Origin of the sequence: Pseudoalteromonas sp. TAE56 (genome assembly GCF_000497955.1) — a bacterium.
In the GTDB taxonomy this organism is placed as follows: Bacteria; Pseudomonadota; Gammaproteobacteria; order Enterobacterales; family Alteromonadaceae; genus Pseudoalteromonas.
Genome location: NZ_AUTN01000057.1, coordinates 25169 through 44146 on the forward strand (window position 1 = coordinate 25169; position 18978 = coordinate 44146).

Consider the following 18978-nt stretch of genomic DNA (forward strand, 5'->3'; position numbering starts at 1 on the left):
CCCCGCCTTCATTAAAACAAAAAGCGCGAATTTACTTCGCGCTTGAGTAATATTTAAGCTGTACCACCGACCGTTAACTGATCAATTTTAAGGCTTGGTTGGCCTACGCCTACCGGTACGCTTTGACCATCTTTACCACAAACACCCACACCTTTATCAAGTGCTAAGTCGTTACCAACCATCGATATTTGCTGCATTACTTCTGGGCCATTACCAATAAGCGTTGCGCCTTTAATTGGTTGGGTAATTTTACCATTTTCGATTAAATACGCTTCTGATGCGCTAAATACGAACTTACCTGACGTGATATCAACTTGTCCGCCGCCAAAATTAGGCGCAAATACACCTTTTTTAACGCTACTGATAATATCAGCTTGGCTGTGCTCACCACCTAACATGTAAGTATTAGTCATGCGAGGCATTGGTAAATGTGCATACGACTCACGTCGTGCGTTACCGGTAGGATTTACACCCATTAAACGCGCGTTTAGCTTATCTTGCATATAGCCTTTTAAAATACCGTTTTCGATGAGTACGTTGTAAGCGGCTGGTGTGCCTTCATCATCTACATTAAGTGAGCCACGGCGATCAGCCATTGTGCCATCATCAACCACAGTACACAGCTCAGATGCTACTTTTTGGCCCACTTTACCACTAAACGCAGACGCGCCTTTACGGTTAAAGTCGCCTTCAAGGCCATGCCCTACCGCTTCGTGTAAAAGCACGCCAGGCCAACCATTACCAAGTACAACTTCCATCGTGCCTGCAGGTGCATCAATAGCCTCAAGATTTACTTTAGCTTGGCGTACCGCTTCTTCTGCAAATTCCATCCAACGCGGTTTACCGTCAACAAGTTCTTTAAAGTAACCATAATCTAAACGTGCACCACCGCCTGCACCACCGCGTTCACGGCGACCATTTTTTTCAAGCAGTACTGAGCAGTTTAAACGAATAAGCGGGCGAATATCGGTGGCAAACGTACCATCACTTGCTGCGATTAATACTTCTTCGTATACCGCTGACATTGAACTAATTACTTGCTCTGCATCGGGTGCTAGTTCACGAATATAGTTTTCAAGTTCGCGTAATAAACTCACCTTGTCGGTATCGCTCATACTCGAGATTGGCTGATGCGGTGCAAACTGCTCTTTAGCTTTAACATCACTAAATACTTTAATCGCTCTATCTTCACCAGCATCTGCAATGCTACGAGCCGCTGTAGCCGCTTTATTAAGCGCTTCAAGATTTATTGCATCAGAGTAAGAAAAACCTGTTTTTTCGCCGCTTACAGCACGTACACCAACGCCGCGCTCGACGTTATAAGAGCCTTCTTTAACTAAGCCGTCTTCAAGCACCCATGATTCGTGGTGGCTAGATTGAAAATATAAATCGGCGTAATCCACTTTATGCTGATGTATATAAGCGAGCGTTTTTTCGAGCTCTTCTCTATTTAGCTGGCTGTCGTGTAGTAAATGCTGTTCAACCGAATTCATAATAAATGCTCTCTAAATCGTTGATGAGACTGCACGGGCATATCTCGTCTAATTTTTTGTAACTGGTCTAAGTCTGCGTTGCAACTTATAAAACCGGTGCCTGTTGGCAATTCACTCAGGATATTTCCCCAAGGTGAAATAATAATACTGTGGCCATATGTTTGTCGGCCATTTTCATGTGTACCGTGTTGAGCCGCTGCAACCACATAACATTGTGTTTCTATTGCGCGCGCTGTTAATAACGGCTGCCAGTGTGCTTGCCCTGTAGGGACTGTAAATGCACTTGGTACTAAAATAATATCGGCGCCTTGGCGTACTAGTTCGTTGAATAAGCCACTAAAACGCAGATCATAACATACTGTTAAGCCTATTTTACCAAAGGGAGAATCAACAACAACCACATCGCTACCTGCTTGGGTAAAATCTGACTCTCGATAGCTACCTGTTTGATCATCCACGTTTACATCAAATAAATGTATTTTGTTATACGTTGCAACCAGCTCGCCTTGATTATTATATAAGTGCGATGCTGCGTAATATTTATGTTCGTTAAATGGCTCAGGCATTGTTCCTGCATTTAACCAAATATTATGGTGTTGGCACAATTCACTAAGTTGTAGTTTGTATCGCTCAACTTGCTTAGCAACACGTAACGTATCGTTACCACTTTTACTAAACACTAAAAAAGCCTCAGGCAAACAAACAAGTAATGGCCTTGTTGTTGGGAGGGTTTTAAGTACGCGCTTTAAGCTTGCTAAGTTGTCATCAGGGTTTAGCCCTGAACACATTTGTAGGGCAACTATTGTAGGTGTGCTTATGTTTGCTGTTTTGTTCATTGCGTTGCTGTTACTTGTGCATCTTTAAGCTTTAAATCGACTGATGCTTGTGGCTGATTTTGCGCAGCTTGCGGTAACGTAACTTCACGACTTTTTCTGTCGAGTTCTTGAACTATAGGATCGTTCATTTTACCCGTTACTTTAAAATTTATCTCTGAGATAACGCGTGCAGAGTGAATAACTTTATCAATTGCTAAGGCAGCAAGCCCTGTTACTGGATTTACCATCCATGCAACTATAACCGGAATGCTCGAGGTTACTTGTGGCGCTACAGCAAGGTCATAGTCTATATCTAGCGTATTTAAATTTGCGTAGCCTTTAATAGTTAAATCAGCGGGCACACCGTCCATTTTGGTATCTTTAGTGTAAGCGATACCTTCTTCTAGCTGCATAGAGCCTTGCATGCTGTTATAAAAAAAGCCCTTTGAAAAGACATCTCTAAAATCAAGTTTTAGCTTACGTACTAATGAATCAAGACTCAGTAACGAAAATACGCGTGCACCACCATCGCTTATTTCAGTTAAATGACCTTCGCCTAAATCCCAAATAACCTCACCACTTAACGTTTTCACATCAAAATCATAAGGAGCAGCTTGCCAAGTAAGATCATAATTTAAATCGGCTTTTGAGTCCTTAATTGCAGAGGTAATATCAAACTCACCAAACAATGCGCCTATGTCATCACTTTTAAGCTCGCCACTTAGCGTTGTTAAGCCATTTTGCCACTGCCCTTTAGTGCGCAGCACATGATCGCCTTTATCGACCACAAGCTCTGATATTGATAAGCGCTCGCCATCACCTAATAATGACGCACTCACTTTATCAAGTTGGTAGCGGTCAATTTTGCAATCACTACATTCAAACTCAATGGCAGGTATTTTAGTAAGCCAGCTCAAGTCTTCCTCGGGAAGTACATCTGTTATTTCAAGTGCTTGTTCATTGTGCGGTGCAAAATTAAGCCTTAAGTAATCGGCATTAATTCGTATTGACTGGCTAGGCTGTGACGTAGGAATAAACACCCCAGCTCTAAGTTCTTTAGCATTTAGCTTTAGATATAAATCGTCTTTTGATGGTGCTAAACGCATTTCAAAGTCATTAAAAATGATGTTACTCGCATCAAGCATACCTATATTTGCGACCACCTCATTGAGCGGTGGCATAATCCCTTTTGATTTTTTATCTGGGTTTGCTTTACCGGCTTTAACTATTTGATCAATCAGATCAAACCAAGGCACTAATTCACTCTTTTCAAGATTTATATTTACGCTTAAGTCTTTTTGGTTTAATCCTAAATCTTGTTTTCCGAGCACAAAATGGACATTGCTAAACTGTGATTTGCCATTTTCTAAAATAGCATTAAAGTAAAACTGTTGATTAGCGTTTGCTGTAATGAGATTAGAAATGTCATCACCTTGTACAACTGCATCAAGCGCCCACACTTGTTCGCTATTTTTACTATAAGGTGCGGGTAAGTTGCTCGTTAAGCCAAGTAGTTCTGAGTTTACCTGTGCACGGTAATTAAAGCCTTGCTCGGTAAAATTAAGTACTAAGCCAATATCAACATCACTATGCCCGCTTAAATAATTTTTTAATATACCTTGTCCACTATCTATTAGTGTATCGGCGTCAATTTTGGCGTTTATATCTATATTTGCTTGGTAATTTTTTGCATCACTTTTACTGCTGTAATTAATAGTTAGCGGCATGCCCAGCCACTTCGCAGTCGCATTTTTAAGTGTGATGTTGTCGTTTTTAAAATTAAGCTCGCCAGTTAAGTTTTTAAGCTCAATTCCTGGCGTTGCTATAAATACTGGCAAGTCATTTAAATTAACCTTGCCGCTAACACTGGCTCCGCCTTTAAATTTTGAACCTACTAAAAGCTCAATACTGGCATCGGCTTCCCCTTTGCCCTGCACAACTTTAAAAATTTCAGCGAGAGGTTTGGCAATAGGTGTCGCTGCGAAAAAGTCATGTAACTTTTTCATTTGTGCTTTTTTATCAATTTGCACAATAAGTTCATCTGCATTCATTAAATCTGCAATGCTTACCTGTACACTATTACCAATATCTAAATTAACCAACTTACCTTGCTGGCTATATATATCCATACGCTCATTTTCAAAACGAAGCTGTACATTGGCATTAGTGACCAAAGGCCAATCAGGATCAAACTCATAGGTTGCGTTGTCTATTTGCGCTAATACATTAAACTGGCCACTGCCATCGGTGAATGGAAAACCAGATAAAGGTCCTGCAAATAAGACTTGTGCTTTAGATACTTCTCCGCCTTTAATTGCACCATTCAAATAGCTAACGAGCTCAGGGCTCATTGCTTTTAATGGGAAGTAATGACCTGCAATTTTGGCATCTGGGGCGAAGGCTTCAGCGTAAAGATCTAATCGAGGATCATCTGTTAGACTAATTTGTAATTCTGCAGCAAGAGTAACTTCATTATTATCAAACCATATATTGTCACTACTTATATGCCAGCCATCATCTCGCTTAGCTAAATCTAGCTCTACATTTAGCTGATTATAATTTATGTCGTTACTAAAGCTTTCGCCTGTAACTAATGTGCCGTTTTCACCAAATAAATTTATTCGACCACTACTTTGATTAAGTAAACCACTTACTCTAAGTCCTTGTGCTGCAGGTACCGAGCTTAATTCTTGCCAACCAATATTGTCAGCCTCAAACCATAATTGCCATTGCTGTGCATTAGAAAAATTTAAATAAGCTTGATCTATTTGCCCGCTAGGTTGGCGCTCTAAAAATGGTTCAAGTGCATTAAAATTACTTAGCCCTGCTAGGTTACTCAGTAATTCAAAATCAACTTGATGGAGCCACACTTTATTTTGCGACCCTAGTTGAGCTTCAAACTCTAAACTTGGCCATGCTTTATCGTTACTATTAAATGTTAAACCGGTGCTTTTTAAGTGCCAGCTATTTTGTTCTGGATATAAATGGAATCCACCTTCACTCAGGCTGACTTGTTGGCTTTGCTCATCTCGCTGCCAACGCACAAAGCTTGGTAGCCACTGCATTTTTATATCGCTTACAAGGCCTTTATCTAGTTTTAGCCACGCTTGTAAATTAATATCGCTATGCAGTTGTTGCTTTTGCGTATTTATATATTGTGCTAACCAGTTAGATACATCGACCTTATTAGCCTGCACATAAATGTCGCCCGCAACTTGCTCTAGGGTATCGCCAGTAAGTGCAATGCGCGCATCAAAGTCACCAACCGAAATACCCGGCAGTGCTAAGCTCCCACTACCAAGATGCTGCTCATCTTCATTTTGCCAAACAATATTTTTGAGAAGTAACTTACGTTCTTTACCATCTTCTAGAACAAAGTTAATACTGGAATTTTCTATTGCAAAATGACCCGTTTTACCCAAAAACAGTTCTTCAATTAGCTCTTTTTGCTCAAAAGAGACTTCGTCGTTGTCAGCGGTTTTAAATAAGTTGGTGATATTTACACTGGTATGAAACCCATTAATAACAAAATAATTAGATCTAAGTTGCAGTGCTTTTAAGCTTTCCCATAAGTTTAGCTCTAAGCTGGTTTTAGCAATGGTGAGTGATATTGGCGCGGTTTCGTTATCTTTAAACGATAAATTTTCTAGTACTAATGCAGGACCACTTCCTTGCCAACTTGCTGATATTTCGCCTATAGATAAGCTTATTTCAAACTTTTCGTGTAAATAGCTTTCTATATTACCTTTGTATTCGTTTGCATACGGGAGGGTATATTTTAAAATTGAAACAATAACGGCCAGTAATACCAAAATTATGGCGCAGGTCTGCCATAACTTTCTAAAACAAAAAAAACAGACCGCTTTTGCTTTCATTACATCATTACCACATCAAACTGTTCTTGGCTGTATAAGCTCTCTGTTTGAATATTGACTTGCTTACCAATAAATAGTTCAAGCTCGGCAAGGTTATGATACTCATCGTTTAGTAGGGCTTCGCTCACAGCAGGCGCTGCATACACCATAAACTTATCGGCAGCGTATGCTCGGTTAACACGCACTATTTCACGTAGTATTTCGTAGCAAACCGTTTCAACTGTTTTTTGCGAACCACGACCAGAACACGCAGGACATACATCACATAAAATATGCTCTAAGCTTTCGCGTGTACGTTTACGAGTCATTTCAACAAGCCCAAGCGCTGAAAGCCCATTAATATTCGTTTTAGTGCGATCTTTTGCGAGTGCCGATTCAAGTGAATGTAATACTCGGCGCTTATGATCCTCACTTACCATATCGATAAAGTCGATAATGATAATACCGCCTAAATTACGCAGCCTAAGCTGGCGCGCAATTGCAGAGGTTGCTTCTACGTTGGTATTAAAAATCGTTTCTTCTAGGTTACGATGTCCTACAAATGCACCAGTATTAACATCAACAGTCGTCATTGCTTCTGTTTGATCAATAATTATATAACCACCGGATTTTAGCGTAACTTTACGATGTAGTGCTTTTTGAATTTCGTTTTCAACGTCAAACAAATCAAATATAGGTCGCTCACCTGGGTAGTATTCGAGTACTTGAGACAGTTGTGGAACAAACTCTTCAGTAAATAACTTTAGCTCTTCATGAGTAAGTTTAGAGTCAACGCGAATGCGCTCCATATCTTCGCCTACGTAGTCACGTAGGGTTCTAAAGGCAAGCGTTAAGTCTTCATGTAGAATACTGGCTTTACTGGTTTTTTTGCGACGAGCTGTAATTTTTTCCCATAGTTTTCTTAAAAAACCGGCATCGTGTCGTAATTCTGCTTCGCTAGCGCCTTCGGCTGCTGTGCGAACAATAAAACTGCCATTTTCATCGCCATATTCTGCGACTATTTTTTTAAGGCGTGAGCGCTCTTCTTCAGTTTCAATACGCTGACTAACCCCTACGTGGGTCGCATCTGGCATAAACACTAAATAACGAGAAGGAATGGTAATATCAGTGGTAAGTCTTGCGCCTTTAGTGCCTAGCGGATCTTTTACCACTTGCACCATAATGTACTGGCCTTGACGAACTAACTCTCTAATATCTTGTACTTTTTTTATTGGTACGTCGTCTACACCTTCAACAATGGAGGCACTATTTACAATATCGGATGCATGCAAAAACGCCGCTTTTTCAAGGCCGATATCAACAAAAGCAGCCTGCATACCCGGAAGTACACGACTTATTTTTCCTAGGTAAATATTGCCTACAATACCTAGATTACCAATTCGCTCTAGCTGTATTTCTTGCAGTACACCGTTTTCTATTAGGGCAACACGGCTTTCGCTCGGTGTGACATTGATCAGTAATTCTGTACTCATGTTACCTTCTTAAGAATGTTTTTAATAATTGTTCGGTCTCATATAAAGGTAAGCCTACAACGGAAAAATAGCTACCTGCAATGTGGGTAACAAAACGCCCGCCTAAGCCTTGAATGCCATAGCCACCGGCTTTATCTTGTGGCTCTCCTGTCTCCCAGTAGGCATTAATTTCTTCATCTGTTAGGGCTTTAAAAGTAACATCAGTGCTTACAACACAGCTAATTACATCATTTTGCGTCGCAAGTGCAACAGCGGTGAGAACTTGATGTGTATTACCTGACAGGCGTTTTAATGTGTTTGTAAAATCGTTTTTATCACGAGGCTTACCCAGTGATTCGTTGTCGATAACAACCACGGTATCACTACCAAGCACAGGACGATCAGTATATCCAAGCTCAACACCGCTTTGTGCTTTTAAGCGCGCTAAACGCTCAACAAGAGCTCTAGGTTGCTCGTTTGGAAGTGGGCTTTCATCTGCATCAACACTAAACTGTGTAAATTCGACACCTAATTGGCTTAATAACTCTTTACGGCGGGGAGAGGCTGATGCCAAATATATTGAGGTAGTCATTACCTGATCCTAAAATGTCTGCGATATTTACGAAGCAGTAAAAAAACCCAAAACCAGCTAACCATTCCGGTTGCTACTGGCCATAAATACTGTGGATTAAAGTAAACATCTAACAAAAAATGATTTAGCCAAAATTGCATTAAATGGTACAGCGTTAAAAATAAACCAACTAATAAGCTTTGTTGCCAAAGCGAAAAGTTACGAATTTTTTGAAAGTTACTTGCGGTTATAAATATACATACTGAGAATGTAAGCGAGTTCACACCTAGTGGTGAGCCAGATGCTAAATCTATTAATAAACCAACAACCCATGCAGTACCAATATTTAAACGATGCGGTACTGCCAATGACCAATACATAAGTACAAGTAAAACCCAATCAGGCCTAAATGGTTCAAATGAAAATGGCAGTGGCATTAGTGCCATTATTAACGCAAAAAAGATGCTTAGCGCAATTAACAATGAATAACGGTTAATCATCGCTGATTTGCTCCTGTTGATTACGCCATAAAATAACCAGCAAACGAATGCGATCTAACTGTGCAATTGGCTCTGCAAAAACTTGTGCAAACGGGCGGCCTTCATCACGATTTATTTCGGTTACTACAGCCACAGGGTATCCTTCAGGAAATGTGCCACCTAAGCCAGATGTAACAAGTACATCGCCAATTCGCACATCTAAACTGTGTGGAACGTGCGAAAGCTTAACTACATTAATTTTACCTATGCCTTCAACTACTGTTCGTACATCGTTTCGAAGTATACGTACAGGTGTTGCGTGTGTGGTGTCGGTCATTAGTAGTACGCGTGAAGTAGTTGAGCCAACTTTTGTAAGTTGCCCTACTACACCCATTTCATCAATTACAGCTTGGCCTTCACTGAGCCCATCAGTAGTACCTCGATTAATAACAACCTGATGACTATATGGATTTGAATGTACAGAAAGTACTTGAGCAATAATTTTACGATTTGGTTGCTTTGCTGATGAGCCTAATAAGGCGCGTAGTTTTTGGTTTTCTCTGGCTAGAAATTGATACTGCTGAAGTTGCTCGCTTTGTAGCATTTGCTTTTTTTTCAGCGCTTCGTTTTCGGTAAGAAGTTGATCCCGCGTATGTAGACTTTTAGCACTTAAGCTAAATAGTTCGTAGGGTAAATTAGCAACATAAATGAGTGGGCTAACTAAAGTATTTAGGCTGGTACGAACAACGGTACCACCTTGCGTATATCTGTCTCCAACTATGAGTACGATACTCAAAAGCACTGCGACAAAAAGTCGCAGTTGCAAAGAGACTGTGCGTCCAAACATTAATTTCATTAGTCGTAACTAAAAACGTCACCACCATGAACATCGATCATTTCAAGTGCCTTACCACCACCACGTGCAACACATGTAAGTGGATCATCGGCAACAACAACCGGAATACCCGTTTCTTCCATTAATAAACGGTCTAAATCTTTTAACAATGCGCCACCGCCAGTAAGTACCATACCGTGCGCAGAAATATCTGATGCCAGCTCTGGTGGTGATTGCTCAAGCGCAACCATTACTGCACTCACAATACCCATTAACGGCTCTTGTAGAGCTTCTAAGATTTCGTGTGAGTTGAGTGTAAATGAACGCGGAACACCTTCTGCAAGGTTACGACCGCGTACTTCAATTTCGATTGGCTCATCAGTTTTAAACGCAGAGCCAATTTGATGCTTAATATTTTCTGCTGTCGCTTCACCAATTAAGCTACCAAAGTTACGGCGTACATAATTAATAATAGCTTCGTCAAATTTATCACCACCAATACGAACAGATGATGAGTAAACAACACCATTAAGTGAAATAATAGCAACTTCAGTTGTACCACCACCAATATCAACAACCATAGAGCCTGTTGCTTCTGATACTGGTAAGCCTGCACCAATAGCCGCTGCCATTGGTTCTTCAATTAAGTAAACTTCACGAGCGCCTGCACCCATTGCAGATTCACGTATTGCACGTTTTTCTACTTGAGTAGCCCCACATGGTACACAAATAAGTACACGCGGACTTGGGCGCATAAAGTTATTGTTGTGAACCTGTTTAATAAAGTGTTGTAACATTTTTTCTGTTACAAAAAAGTCGGCTATAACACCGTCTTTCATTGGACGAATCGCTTTTATATTACCCGGTGTACGACCTAACATAAGCTTTGCTTCTGTACCTACAGATGCAACGCTTTTAGGCCCACCAGCACGTTCTTGGCGGATAGCAACTACTGAAGGTTCATTTAATACAATGCCTTCGTCTTTTACATAAATTAGGGTATTGGCTGTACCCAAGTCGATCGATAGATCGTTAGAAAAAATACCACGGAGTTTTTTAAACATGAGGCTGGATGACCTTTGAAATACGTTCTTATATTAGCTGCCTCACTTTAACATGCTCAACTGTATGAGCAATATAAAGCGCAGCGCCTTTGTGAATTTATGAAAAAAGGAAGCAAAGCTTCCTTAATTGAATTTTATCGTTCGCGAACTAAGCGAAAACCAATGTAGTTAGATCTAAAATCAGGCGCTAAAATTAAACGCGTAGATGCACGAGCAAGGCTTGGTGCAAAGTTCCACGCTCCGCCTCTTACTGCTACATCAGACTCACCTGATTCTTTATCGGTCCATTCCCATACATTGCCTACGGTATCGTATAATCCAAATGCATTTGGAGAAAAAGAACCTACTGGTGATGCACGTCTGTTTGACCATTCACTACCACACCAACCACAGTTAGCTAGGTTTTTACCAATTTCGTTACCCCAAGGGTATTCTGTTTCGGTTCCTGCGCGTGCTGCGTATTCCCACTCAACTTCGTTAGGTAAACGAAATTGCTGTCCTGTTTGACCCGATAACCACTCAGCGTAAGCTTTTGCATCGTTATAAGTTAAACATACAGCAGGAAAGTCACTACCTTGCTCAAAACCAGGATTACGCCAATTTAAATTTGCTTCCCATACTGGTTCGCCATTTAAATAATACGCACACCCTTTATTTTTTTCCGCTTGAGTTTTATAACCTGTATTTGCTACAAACTTTTCGTAGGCACCCACGGTTACTTCTTTACTTTGCATAGCGAAAGAATTTGCTATTACTTTTTCAATTACTGGACGTTCATTAGCTAAACCATTGCCGTTGATATCGCCCATTTTAAATTTGCCTGCAGGAATAACGACAACCGGCGTTTCAACGTTTGCATTTAATACATTAACGTTTTCACTAACCTGGCGTGTTGTTACTTCTGGTTGCTCTCGAGTATAGGTCGGTGCAGCAATCGACTTAGGCTTTTTTACTAAATTTGCATTAATTGTTTGCGCTTTATTCAAATCAACACGTGCTTGATAAGGTTTATAACCAAGTTTACGTATTTCAATGTTATGAATGCCCGGCGGTAAACGTGTAATCAAGCGTGTTGAGCCAAAGCTTACACCATCGATAAACACTTCATCGTCGTATACGTTTGATCGTAATGTCAGCTCTACAGATTGATCCTTCTTCTTATTAAGGATAGAAGGGTAATCTTTTTTCACCGATGCAGGTTTAACTGAATAATCACGTATTGGCTGCTCATTTAAACGAGAAACCGACACCGTGTTGCTATTATCCGCGCTATTACTGAATGTTAACTGACTATCAGTAAATGTATTGTTATACGCTGGTTGATAAGCAGCCGTAAGCGGCGTGCCATACTCAGAACAATAGCGGTTATCTATGCTTAATAAGCTACACAAACGACTGCTATTAACTTCGCCACGCATAGTTACGCTTAAGTTAACGTTGTAATTACCTTGGCCGCTAAATGCACTGTTAACTACATGGCTACTTAATATTTGTACTTGAGCGCCCGCCAAATTACGTTTTGGCTCAACAATGCGCTCTTCTGTTAAGTTTGCAAAAATTTGATCAACAAAGCGTTTAGTTGCTTTTTGTAGACCCATTTGCTGACCGCGTTGCTCACACGCTGCTAGCGTTTCTGTTCGCTTACAGTTAATAGTATGGTTAACCTCAAGCGTACCTTCACGTGTGAACTCGTTACGTAAACGCTCTACGCGGGCTGTAGTTAACTGCTCTTTTAAACTTTCTAATGTATTTAAAAGCGTATGCTTAGCAACACGAATCTGTTCTATGTCTTTACGGTGGGATGCAATTGCCGCCAACTGCATAGAAATATCATCTTTATTTTGCTTATGATCAATCACCGCTTTTTGATAGCGTGATTGAGCCGCACTAATATTAATAGTGGGATCATCAATTAAACGACGGTACATTTCGTTCATCGCATCGAGCGCTTGGTTTTTTTCTTTATCTAGCTCTGTAGAACGAGAACGAAGTAGCTCTAATTGATTTTGTAACTGACTTTCTTCTTTAAGATGTTTTTCAAGTATTCTTGTCGAGTTATCGTATTCTGTCTGTTTAACACTAATCTCTGAGTCAATTCCAGTCACTGTAGCTGTGTCTTGTGCAAATGCACTACTAGCTAACAAACTAGCTGAAATTAACAGAGATAAAGGAGTAATTCGCATATATTCCAGTCCCAAAAAGCGGCAATTATTTGGTCGTTATTATTTTTTATAATTAAAGCCTTATGCTATGTACTTGCAGCACAAAACACAAGCTTTGTTCAATTATTATATTAGTTTACAACTATTCGCGTGTTTCACGCCAGTAAATAACCCGATCATTTCCTCTAAAGCGTCCAAATTGTAAAATAGTACGAGGATCAAGCTGTGTTCCATCGCCCTGCCAATCCCACTTTAACCAATCATAAGTATTATATTCTAAGGTAAATTCACCCAAACCATTTGGCTGTGCATAAATACCGTTATCTGCCGGATACACTCCCGCCTCTAGCTGGCCAGATGCATCATTTCCGTATTTATAGGTTAATTGTGGGCTGCTAGGTGCTATTTGAGTGATTTGGGTATGATCAAATACACTACAATTATCTTCAGCGTTATTTACAAATCCACTGCCGTTGTAATACTGAGCCTGCATAGGAATAAGTAAAGGGTCGAGATCGGAGCCTGCGTTATTACCAAGTACTAAGCGTCCAAATCTAAACTCTATTGGTAATGCATTTAGTCGTACGCTATTGCAACCACCCGAGCATGCTGTTTGTGTATTAGGTTTATCATTTGCATCAATGAGTGTTGCCCCTTCTATGTCAGAAAGCGTTGCCATTAAGCTCACCATAGCGAACGGTCCGTCTGCTTGTCCTACACCTAATCTTTTAAGTGTCGTGTTGAGTTGGCTCATTTGCCATTGACCATCGTTTGTATCTCCCCAGTTGTTATTTCCTAGGTTTACTAAGCGGCTAGCAAAATTAGTTGCAGGTACATAGTTACCTACTTCATTATTTTCGGCATTAACGTCTACACTCGATTTATCAAAGCCCTCTTTATAATTAGCCATTAGCTCACCATTTTGATTTTGTGCTTGTACTGTAAAGCTAAGTTCAAAGGGTTGATCAAGGTAAGTTAAATTACTGCCGTATTGCGTGCATTTTGCGGCAGCTTGAACCCCCACTACCTGATACTGCGAAGGTGCAAAGCGACCAACGTTATATAGCTCACCTTTTACGTCTCCGGCACCAAAATAATCGGCATCTTGAAGGCCTGCGGTTAAATCAATTATGCCAACTTGGTCGTAATTATATTGCGATATAGATTCACTCAAACTACCTGTGTCACTAAAAGGTGATGTAATCATCGCTTCAAGCGTACCTTGAGTGCCTGGCGTAGGCGCTTTAAGTAATGGATCTACAAGCGGTTGCTCTGTAATAAAATGCTTAGCAATGGTGTTATTTGTAATATTGCTGTAGTTGTCTGGGAAACCATCGTTGTTAGTGTCTTGCCCTGTTTGCCACTGCACCGCATTCATTTTTAAATCAAATGCTTCGCCCGTTAATCTAAATAAACTTCCATCAGCGTCTGCTGCATAACCATCACTTGCAACTTCCATCGCTAATCCAAATGGTTTTACAACATATTCATTTGAACTACCTGTTAGATTTACTGATAAATTAGTTAGTGGGTCTAAAATTAAGTTGGTTTTTACATTTAAACTCAACCTTCCTGCATCGGGATAATTTATAACAATCGGGGCTTTAGACTCACTATCAAAGTTAAGTATGAATGATTTAGAGGCTTGCTCTACCGCAAAGGTATTATTGTTATTACTAAGTGAAACCGTATCGGAGCAACTTGCACCAGCACTGCATGTGTACGATAAATCTAAGCTTACATCGCCACCGGCGGGAAATGCGGCTTCGCATACACCTGTTGTAGTACTTGTTTTTACCGCTTGAATAGATAGCGCTTTTGCATTAAATCCAGTATTTGAAGGCTTTGCTGATAACTGAGTAGGAATTGTAGTATTACCATCGGTTTCGTTATTAAAAATAAACCCTGCATCAGAAAACGTAACTTTACAGCCGCTTAATCCAACATTATTACCTGCAATATAACAACGAAGCGGTGCAGAAGGATCCGCAGTGTTATATCCAAATGTAACACTGCCTGTGGTGCGTTTAGCAAATTCGACAACTGCTGAGCCTGTAAAATTAATATTCTCCCCTGTAACCCAGCTTTGCTGACCACTATTATCTGGAGAAAGATTCAAACTAGAGGGCTCTGCAAATAATAAATCGCAGGCGTCATTAGCGCAGGCTGTGAGTGTCATCTCTTTAGCTTCACACGTTAGGCCTTTGTTATCGCTTATTGTTAAACGATAATGATCTAGGGTTTCTGGTGTATAAATTCCACAAAAACCAGGGATGCTTTCTGGTACTGGTAGAGCGTCAAACGTTGAGCTCCCTTCGGTAATAATTTGAGTACCCGATGTAATTGAGCCCTGATACGTTACATTTTGAGCGATTCTTACCTCACCAGTGGCAACAATATAGCCCGCAATATTTGCATCGGCTGCNGCAATAGCAACCGCACCATCCACATAAATAGCCAAGTATGCGCCAGTTTCTACTACTATATTTGTTTTACCTATATTCAAAAATGAAGTTGATAAAAGTGATGTTGTGTCTTTTAAAAAAATACGTGTAGGCGCTGTTACTCTGTACTCTGTTTCCAGCATACTTAACTGCAACTCATCGTAATAATAATCGCCAGCTAAAGATGTTGGTATGGGACCTGTTGAACTACCATCGTTTGTAACCGTTGGCACCTGCGCCGCTTGATTGGGCTCTAAAGAGTTATAACCACCAGCAACACACGCCTGACCATTACATAAAGGAGGGCTCGTCAGCGCTGTAGAAATTAAATTTGTTGTAGTGACAAACTGCGCATTACCATCGGTTATTTCTACCCCCTGCACCAGCTGTACTTCACCGTTGTTATAAGTAGAAATAGCGCCCGGGAATAACGTATCACAATCTAAAATATCACCATTAAATACAAAGGTACTGGTCATGGCGAGTATTGATGCTTCCTCGTTTACGTGACGGCGCTCGTTATCGCCATCACGATCTTCGTCAACAACAAGCCCTAGCCTGTCAGTTCTTAGGTTACAGCTGCGTAGCCACCCGCCATCATCTTCTTGGCGTGAGTTTTTACTTGCAACCACCAAAGGAGCCACACTAAAGTTATTAGTAAAACTAAAGTAATTACAGCCATCGCTCCAACCGTCAATTTCAAAGCCTGTGAAAAAAGTTTCCCACGATACCTCAACGCCATTATCGTCAGTAAATGTGCGGTTACTTCCTGGCTCCACTGCCATGTAAGCAAAAGTTTCGTTTTTTATGAGCCCAAGTGCTGTTTCAGATGCCTCTAAAGCAATATTAACGCCGCTGGCAGATAACGAATTACTTTCTACTGCAACTGTTAAAAACGGAATTAATGCCTCAGAAGGTGGATTGCTGTCTATGCTATTGAGTGTTTGTAACGAATGGAAAAAGTTTGGCCTTTGAGTAAACGGTTCAGCAAATGTTAAAGACTTATAGCCTTTAGGTGTCAGTGGAGCAAAGCCAGACTTAGAGCCATACTGTAATTCGAGTAATAAGTCTGTACTGCCCACTTCCATAATTGTGCCGTCTGGAAATTGATGCACACCATACTCAACAGCTAAATAGTGCGCCCCCATACTAATATGTCCACCATCTTCTCCTGAAGGTTCAAGCGGTAAGGCCTCAAAGCTAGTTGTGGTTATATTACGTATTCTTATTATTGCAGGGTTTCCACCTTGGTTTGTTGAGAGCATAAAGACAGCAGGAGGCGTTATATATTGCTGTTGAAAATTTACTTTTGTCCAAACAGGCGATGTGTATGTATCTTGCAGCTCTATATAACGGCCCTCGATTTTTGGAGGCACTGCATTTGCGTGATTACAAAGTAACACGCAGCTAAAAAATATAATGACTAATGCACTTTTTATCATGGTAAAGTTTTAGCCTCCACACTGAGTGTTCTTTGTGTTTCCCAATAATCCTTTCTACAATCATTTCCTACAGGGCAATTAATTGCGGCGCACGTTGCACTACTTTGTAAGTAATAAATATTAACAAGCCCGTTTGTTGTGCTGCTGTCGGGTAGGTCTATATATTCATCGCAACTCACCAGCACGTTACAATTAGCTAAATATGCAGTTTGAAAGGTTAAATTAGTTGTAACTGATGCACAGCTTTGCACTGAGCTATTTATTGGAAATAGTTGCGTTAAACCACTTTCTAGGCCGCTTTGTGCTGCCATAAAAGCGCGAGCCCCGTAGTACTCAATCGTATTTTGTTGTGATGCACCAGAAAGCACTTTAACTAATGCTAACCCTAGTGCTAATAAAGCAACAATAATTACCAAAGAAACAATTATTAAGTTCCCTTTTTGTTTACTGGGTAAGGCTTTTCCGTGATGATTTTTTTTAAGGTACATTAGGAATATGCACCTCATGGTTAAAATTCATTACTTCAGTATCGTTAAATTGCATTTGCGCATTCACATTAAGCACAGCGTTTCTTTTTAGGGAGAGTGAATCAAGAGTAAAAAACAAATCGCTAGCTAAATTATTGGCAATGTAAATACCTAATAAATCACGTTTAACACCACTGCTTACTTGTAAGCTCACGGCACCTAATTGATTAACAGTAAAACCGTAATTGGTATATCTATATAAATACTGCCCTTCAACGCAAAAACTTACAGGTTCTGAAAGTAAATAAAGGCGTTTACTCGGAGACTCTTGGGTAAATGCTTTGCTAAATTGCCACTCATCAATTTCGCTCGCTGAACTATTAAATGCTGATACTTGCAAACGCTTACTATTATTCTCATCGTATATATCAGCACTGCTTAATGGGTAAATAGTTGCCCAATCTCCAGCTTGCGGCTGCGTTAAATTATTAAGTTCAAAATCAACAGCGCTAACATTAAAAGGCGCTATGGTAGGTAGGTAATTTGTATAGTGAGTCGCTGATAAAAACGGCGTAAATTCTAAGCACTGCTGAGCACTACACGCTCCGCTAGTGCTGTTATCGCAAGAAAGCCTTAAAGAATTTGGCGTAGCGTGGCGAAGCTCTTTACTAAGTCGCGTTATTAAAAAACGGGCCTGGGCTACTGCTTCTTGGCGTTCAACCCCTTGTGAGTAAATACTGACCCCAGCACCAATAAACGAAAATGCACTTACGGCTAAAATACCAATAATAACCATGACAAGTAATAGCTCTATAAGGGTAAATGCATTTTGGTATTTAGCTCTTTGCATTAGTAATTCCCTTTATATGCACTAAATCCGTAAACTTCGCCTAAGGGTGATGTTACTTCAATAGTAATACGCTTAAAGGTTGTGCCATCATTGATGGTCAATTCGTTAAAGTCGCTATCGTACTCAACAGTAACAACTAAATTAAAGTCGCTGTACTCGCTTAACACCTCACCTAAGCTATTAGTAATAGGCTGGTTAGACAGTGCAATATAGTCATCTACATCGTTATAACTGGTTCGGGTTTCTAGGCCTGCCCCTAAGCTATCGACGCCTAAATCGCCCTCTGCGGTACAAGGCTCAGCACCCAAGGTTGTTTCGCCGCAACGTCTAAAAGGTGCGCTTCTATCGCTGTGCTCATCAAACGATTTACTTTGAATTTCGTTCATTAGTGATTGACCAAATTCAGAGGCTCTTAAAGCCACAATTGGCTCTGCACTTCTTTTTGCTTGCGGGGCAATGAGCGCGGTAATAATGCTCAATGCAATCGCAAACATCACTATGCCAATAATAAGCTCAATTAAGGTAAAACCTTTTACTTTAAGGGCACGCATATATAAGCCCTTCACCACTTATGCATACGCCAGCTAATCCAACGTCTATTCGACACTGCGAAGTACAGGTTTGATTTGATTTACCTAAAGGATCAAAACTAATTTGGGTAAATATATTCGCGTTACTATCTAAAGCGCTAAATGTTACATCACTTCTTTGCGTGTTTATTTGTACCACTAAATGATCGGTGTTGTTGGTATCAGCGCCACCGATACATGTATCAGGTGTGGGGGGAGCAATAAGTGTGGAGGTTATATAAAGCGTATGGCAACTTGTTGTCGCTGTATTTTGCATTGCACGTAACTGCACTGTTCTCAGTGCATTTAAAGTACGGTCTCGATATGAGTATGCATCTTCTGTAGAGCTGCCCAGAAATTTGGGAACTGCCGTTACCGACAGTATTCCCAATATCACTAGAGTAATAATTAACTCAATGAGTGTGAAGCCACGCAATCGTTGCTTACTACTGCTTATCATT

14 protein-coding genes are annotated in these 18978 nt (G+C 40.4%); all 14 read right to left on the minus strand.

Features of this window, described 5'->3' with window-relative positions; all coding sequences use genetic code 11:
* Positions 1-53: 53 nt before the first annotated feature.
* Entirely contained in the window at positions 54-1493 is a 1440-nt protein-coding gene (gene tldD / locus L656_RS0102265) for a metalloprotease TldD (protein ID WP_024589854.1), read from the minus strand.
* Complete coding sequence (locus L656_RS0102270) at positions 1490-2329, minus strand: carbon-nitrogen hydrolase family protein (protein WP_024598039.1); 840 nt, start codon at positions 2327-2329, stop codon at positions 1490-1492. Before L656_RS0102270 ends, tldD begins: the two co-directional genes overlap by 4 nt.
* Positions 2326-6183, minus strand: coding sequence for a YhdP family protein (locus L656_RS0102275; RefSeq protein WP_024598040.1), 3858 nt, complete (start codon positions 6181-6183; stop codon positions 2326-2328). Before L656_RS0102275 ends, L656_RS0102270 begins: the two co-directional genes overlap by 4 nt.
* Positions 6183-7655 carry a ribonuclease G gene (rng, locus tag L656_RS0102280; protein ID WP_007586345.1) on the minus strand — a complete coding sequence of 491 codons (1473 nt, stop codon included), beginning with the start codon at positions 7653-7655 and terminating at the stop codon, positions 6183-6185. Before rng ends, L656_RS0102275 begins: the two co-directional genes overlap by 1 nt.
* 1 nt (position 7656) lies before the next feature.
* Entirely contained in the window at positions 7657-8226 is a 570-nt protein-coding gene (locus tag L656_RS0102285; protein ID WP_024598041.1) for a Maf family protein, read from the minus strand.
* Positions 8226-8705, minus strand: coding sequence for a rod shape-determining protein MreD (gene mreD / locus L656_RS0102290; RefSeq protein ID WP_024598042.1), 480 nt, complete (start codon positions 8703-8705; stop codon positions 8226-8228). Before mreD ends, L656_RS0102285 begins: the two co-directional genes overlap by 1 nt.
* Entirely contained in the window at positions 8698-9540 is an 843-nt protein-coding gene (gene mreC, locus L656_RS0102295) for a rod shape-determining protein MreC (RefSeq protein WP_171972332.1), read from the minus strand. Before mreC ends, mreD begins: the two co-directional genes overlap by 8 nt.
* The gene (locus L656_RS0102300) at positions 9540-10583 is read right to left on the minus strand and encodes a rod shape-determining protein (RefSeq protein ID WP_007586338.1); all 1044 of its coding nucleotides are present in this window, start codon (positions 10581-10583) and stop codon (positions 9540-9542) included. The genes mreC and L656_RS0102300 overlap by 1 nt, the downstream gene beginning before the upstream one ends.
* Positions 10584-10717: 134 nt before the next feature.
* The gene (locus L656_RS0102305) at positions 10718-12766 is read right to left on the minus strand and encodes an SUMF1/EgtB/PvdO family nonheme iron enzyme (RefSeq protein WP_024598044.1); all 2049 of its coding nucleotides are present in this window, start codon (positions 12764-12766) and stop codon (positions 10718-10720) included.
* A 121-nt stretch (positions 12767-12887) separates the two neighbouring features.
* Positions 12888-16631 carry an H-type lectin domain-containing protein gene (locus L656_RS0102310; RefSeq protein WP_024598045.1) on the minus strand — a complete coding sequence of 1248 codons (3744 nt, stop codon included), beginning with the start codon at positions 16629-16631 and terminating at the stop codon, positions 12888-12890.
* Positions 16628-17119, minus strand: a complete 492-nt coding sequence (locus L656_RS0102315) for a hypothetical protein (protein WP_024598046.1) — start codon at positions 17117-17119, stop codon at positions 16628-16630. Before L656_RS0102315 ends, L656_RS0102310 begins: the two co-directional genes overlap by 4 nt.
* A complete protein-coding gene (locus L656_RS0102320; RefSeq protein WP_024598047.1) occupies positions 17109-17948 on the minus strand; it encodes a PulJ/GspJ family protein in 840 nt (279 codons plus the stop codon). Before L656_RS0102320 ends, L656_RS0102315 begins: the two co-directional genes overlap by 11 nt.
* Positions 17948-18499, minus strand: coding sequence for a prepilin-type N-terminal cleavage/methylation domain-containing protein (locus tag L656_RS0102325; protein WP_024598048.1), 552 nt, complete (start codon positions 18497-18499; stop codon positions 17948-17950). The genes L656_RS0102320 and L656_RS0102325 overlap by 1 nt, the downstream gene beginning before the upstream one ends.
* On the minus strand, positions 18486-18977 hold the full coding sequence (locus L656_RS0102330) for a type II secretion system protein (protein WP_024598049.1): 492 nt from the start codon (positions 18975-18977) through the stop codon (positions 18486-18488). Before L656_RS0102330 ends, L656_RS0102325 begins: the two co-directional genes overlap by 14 nt.
* Position 18978 lies beyond the last annotated feature (1 nt).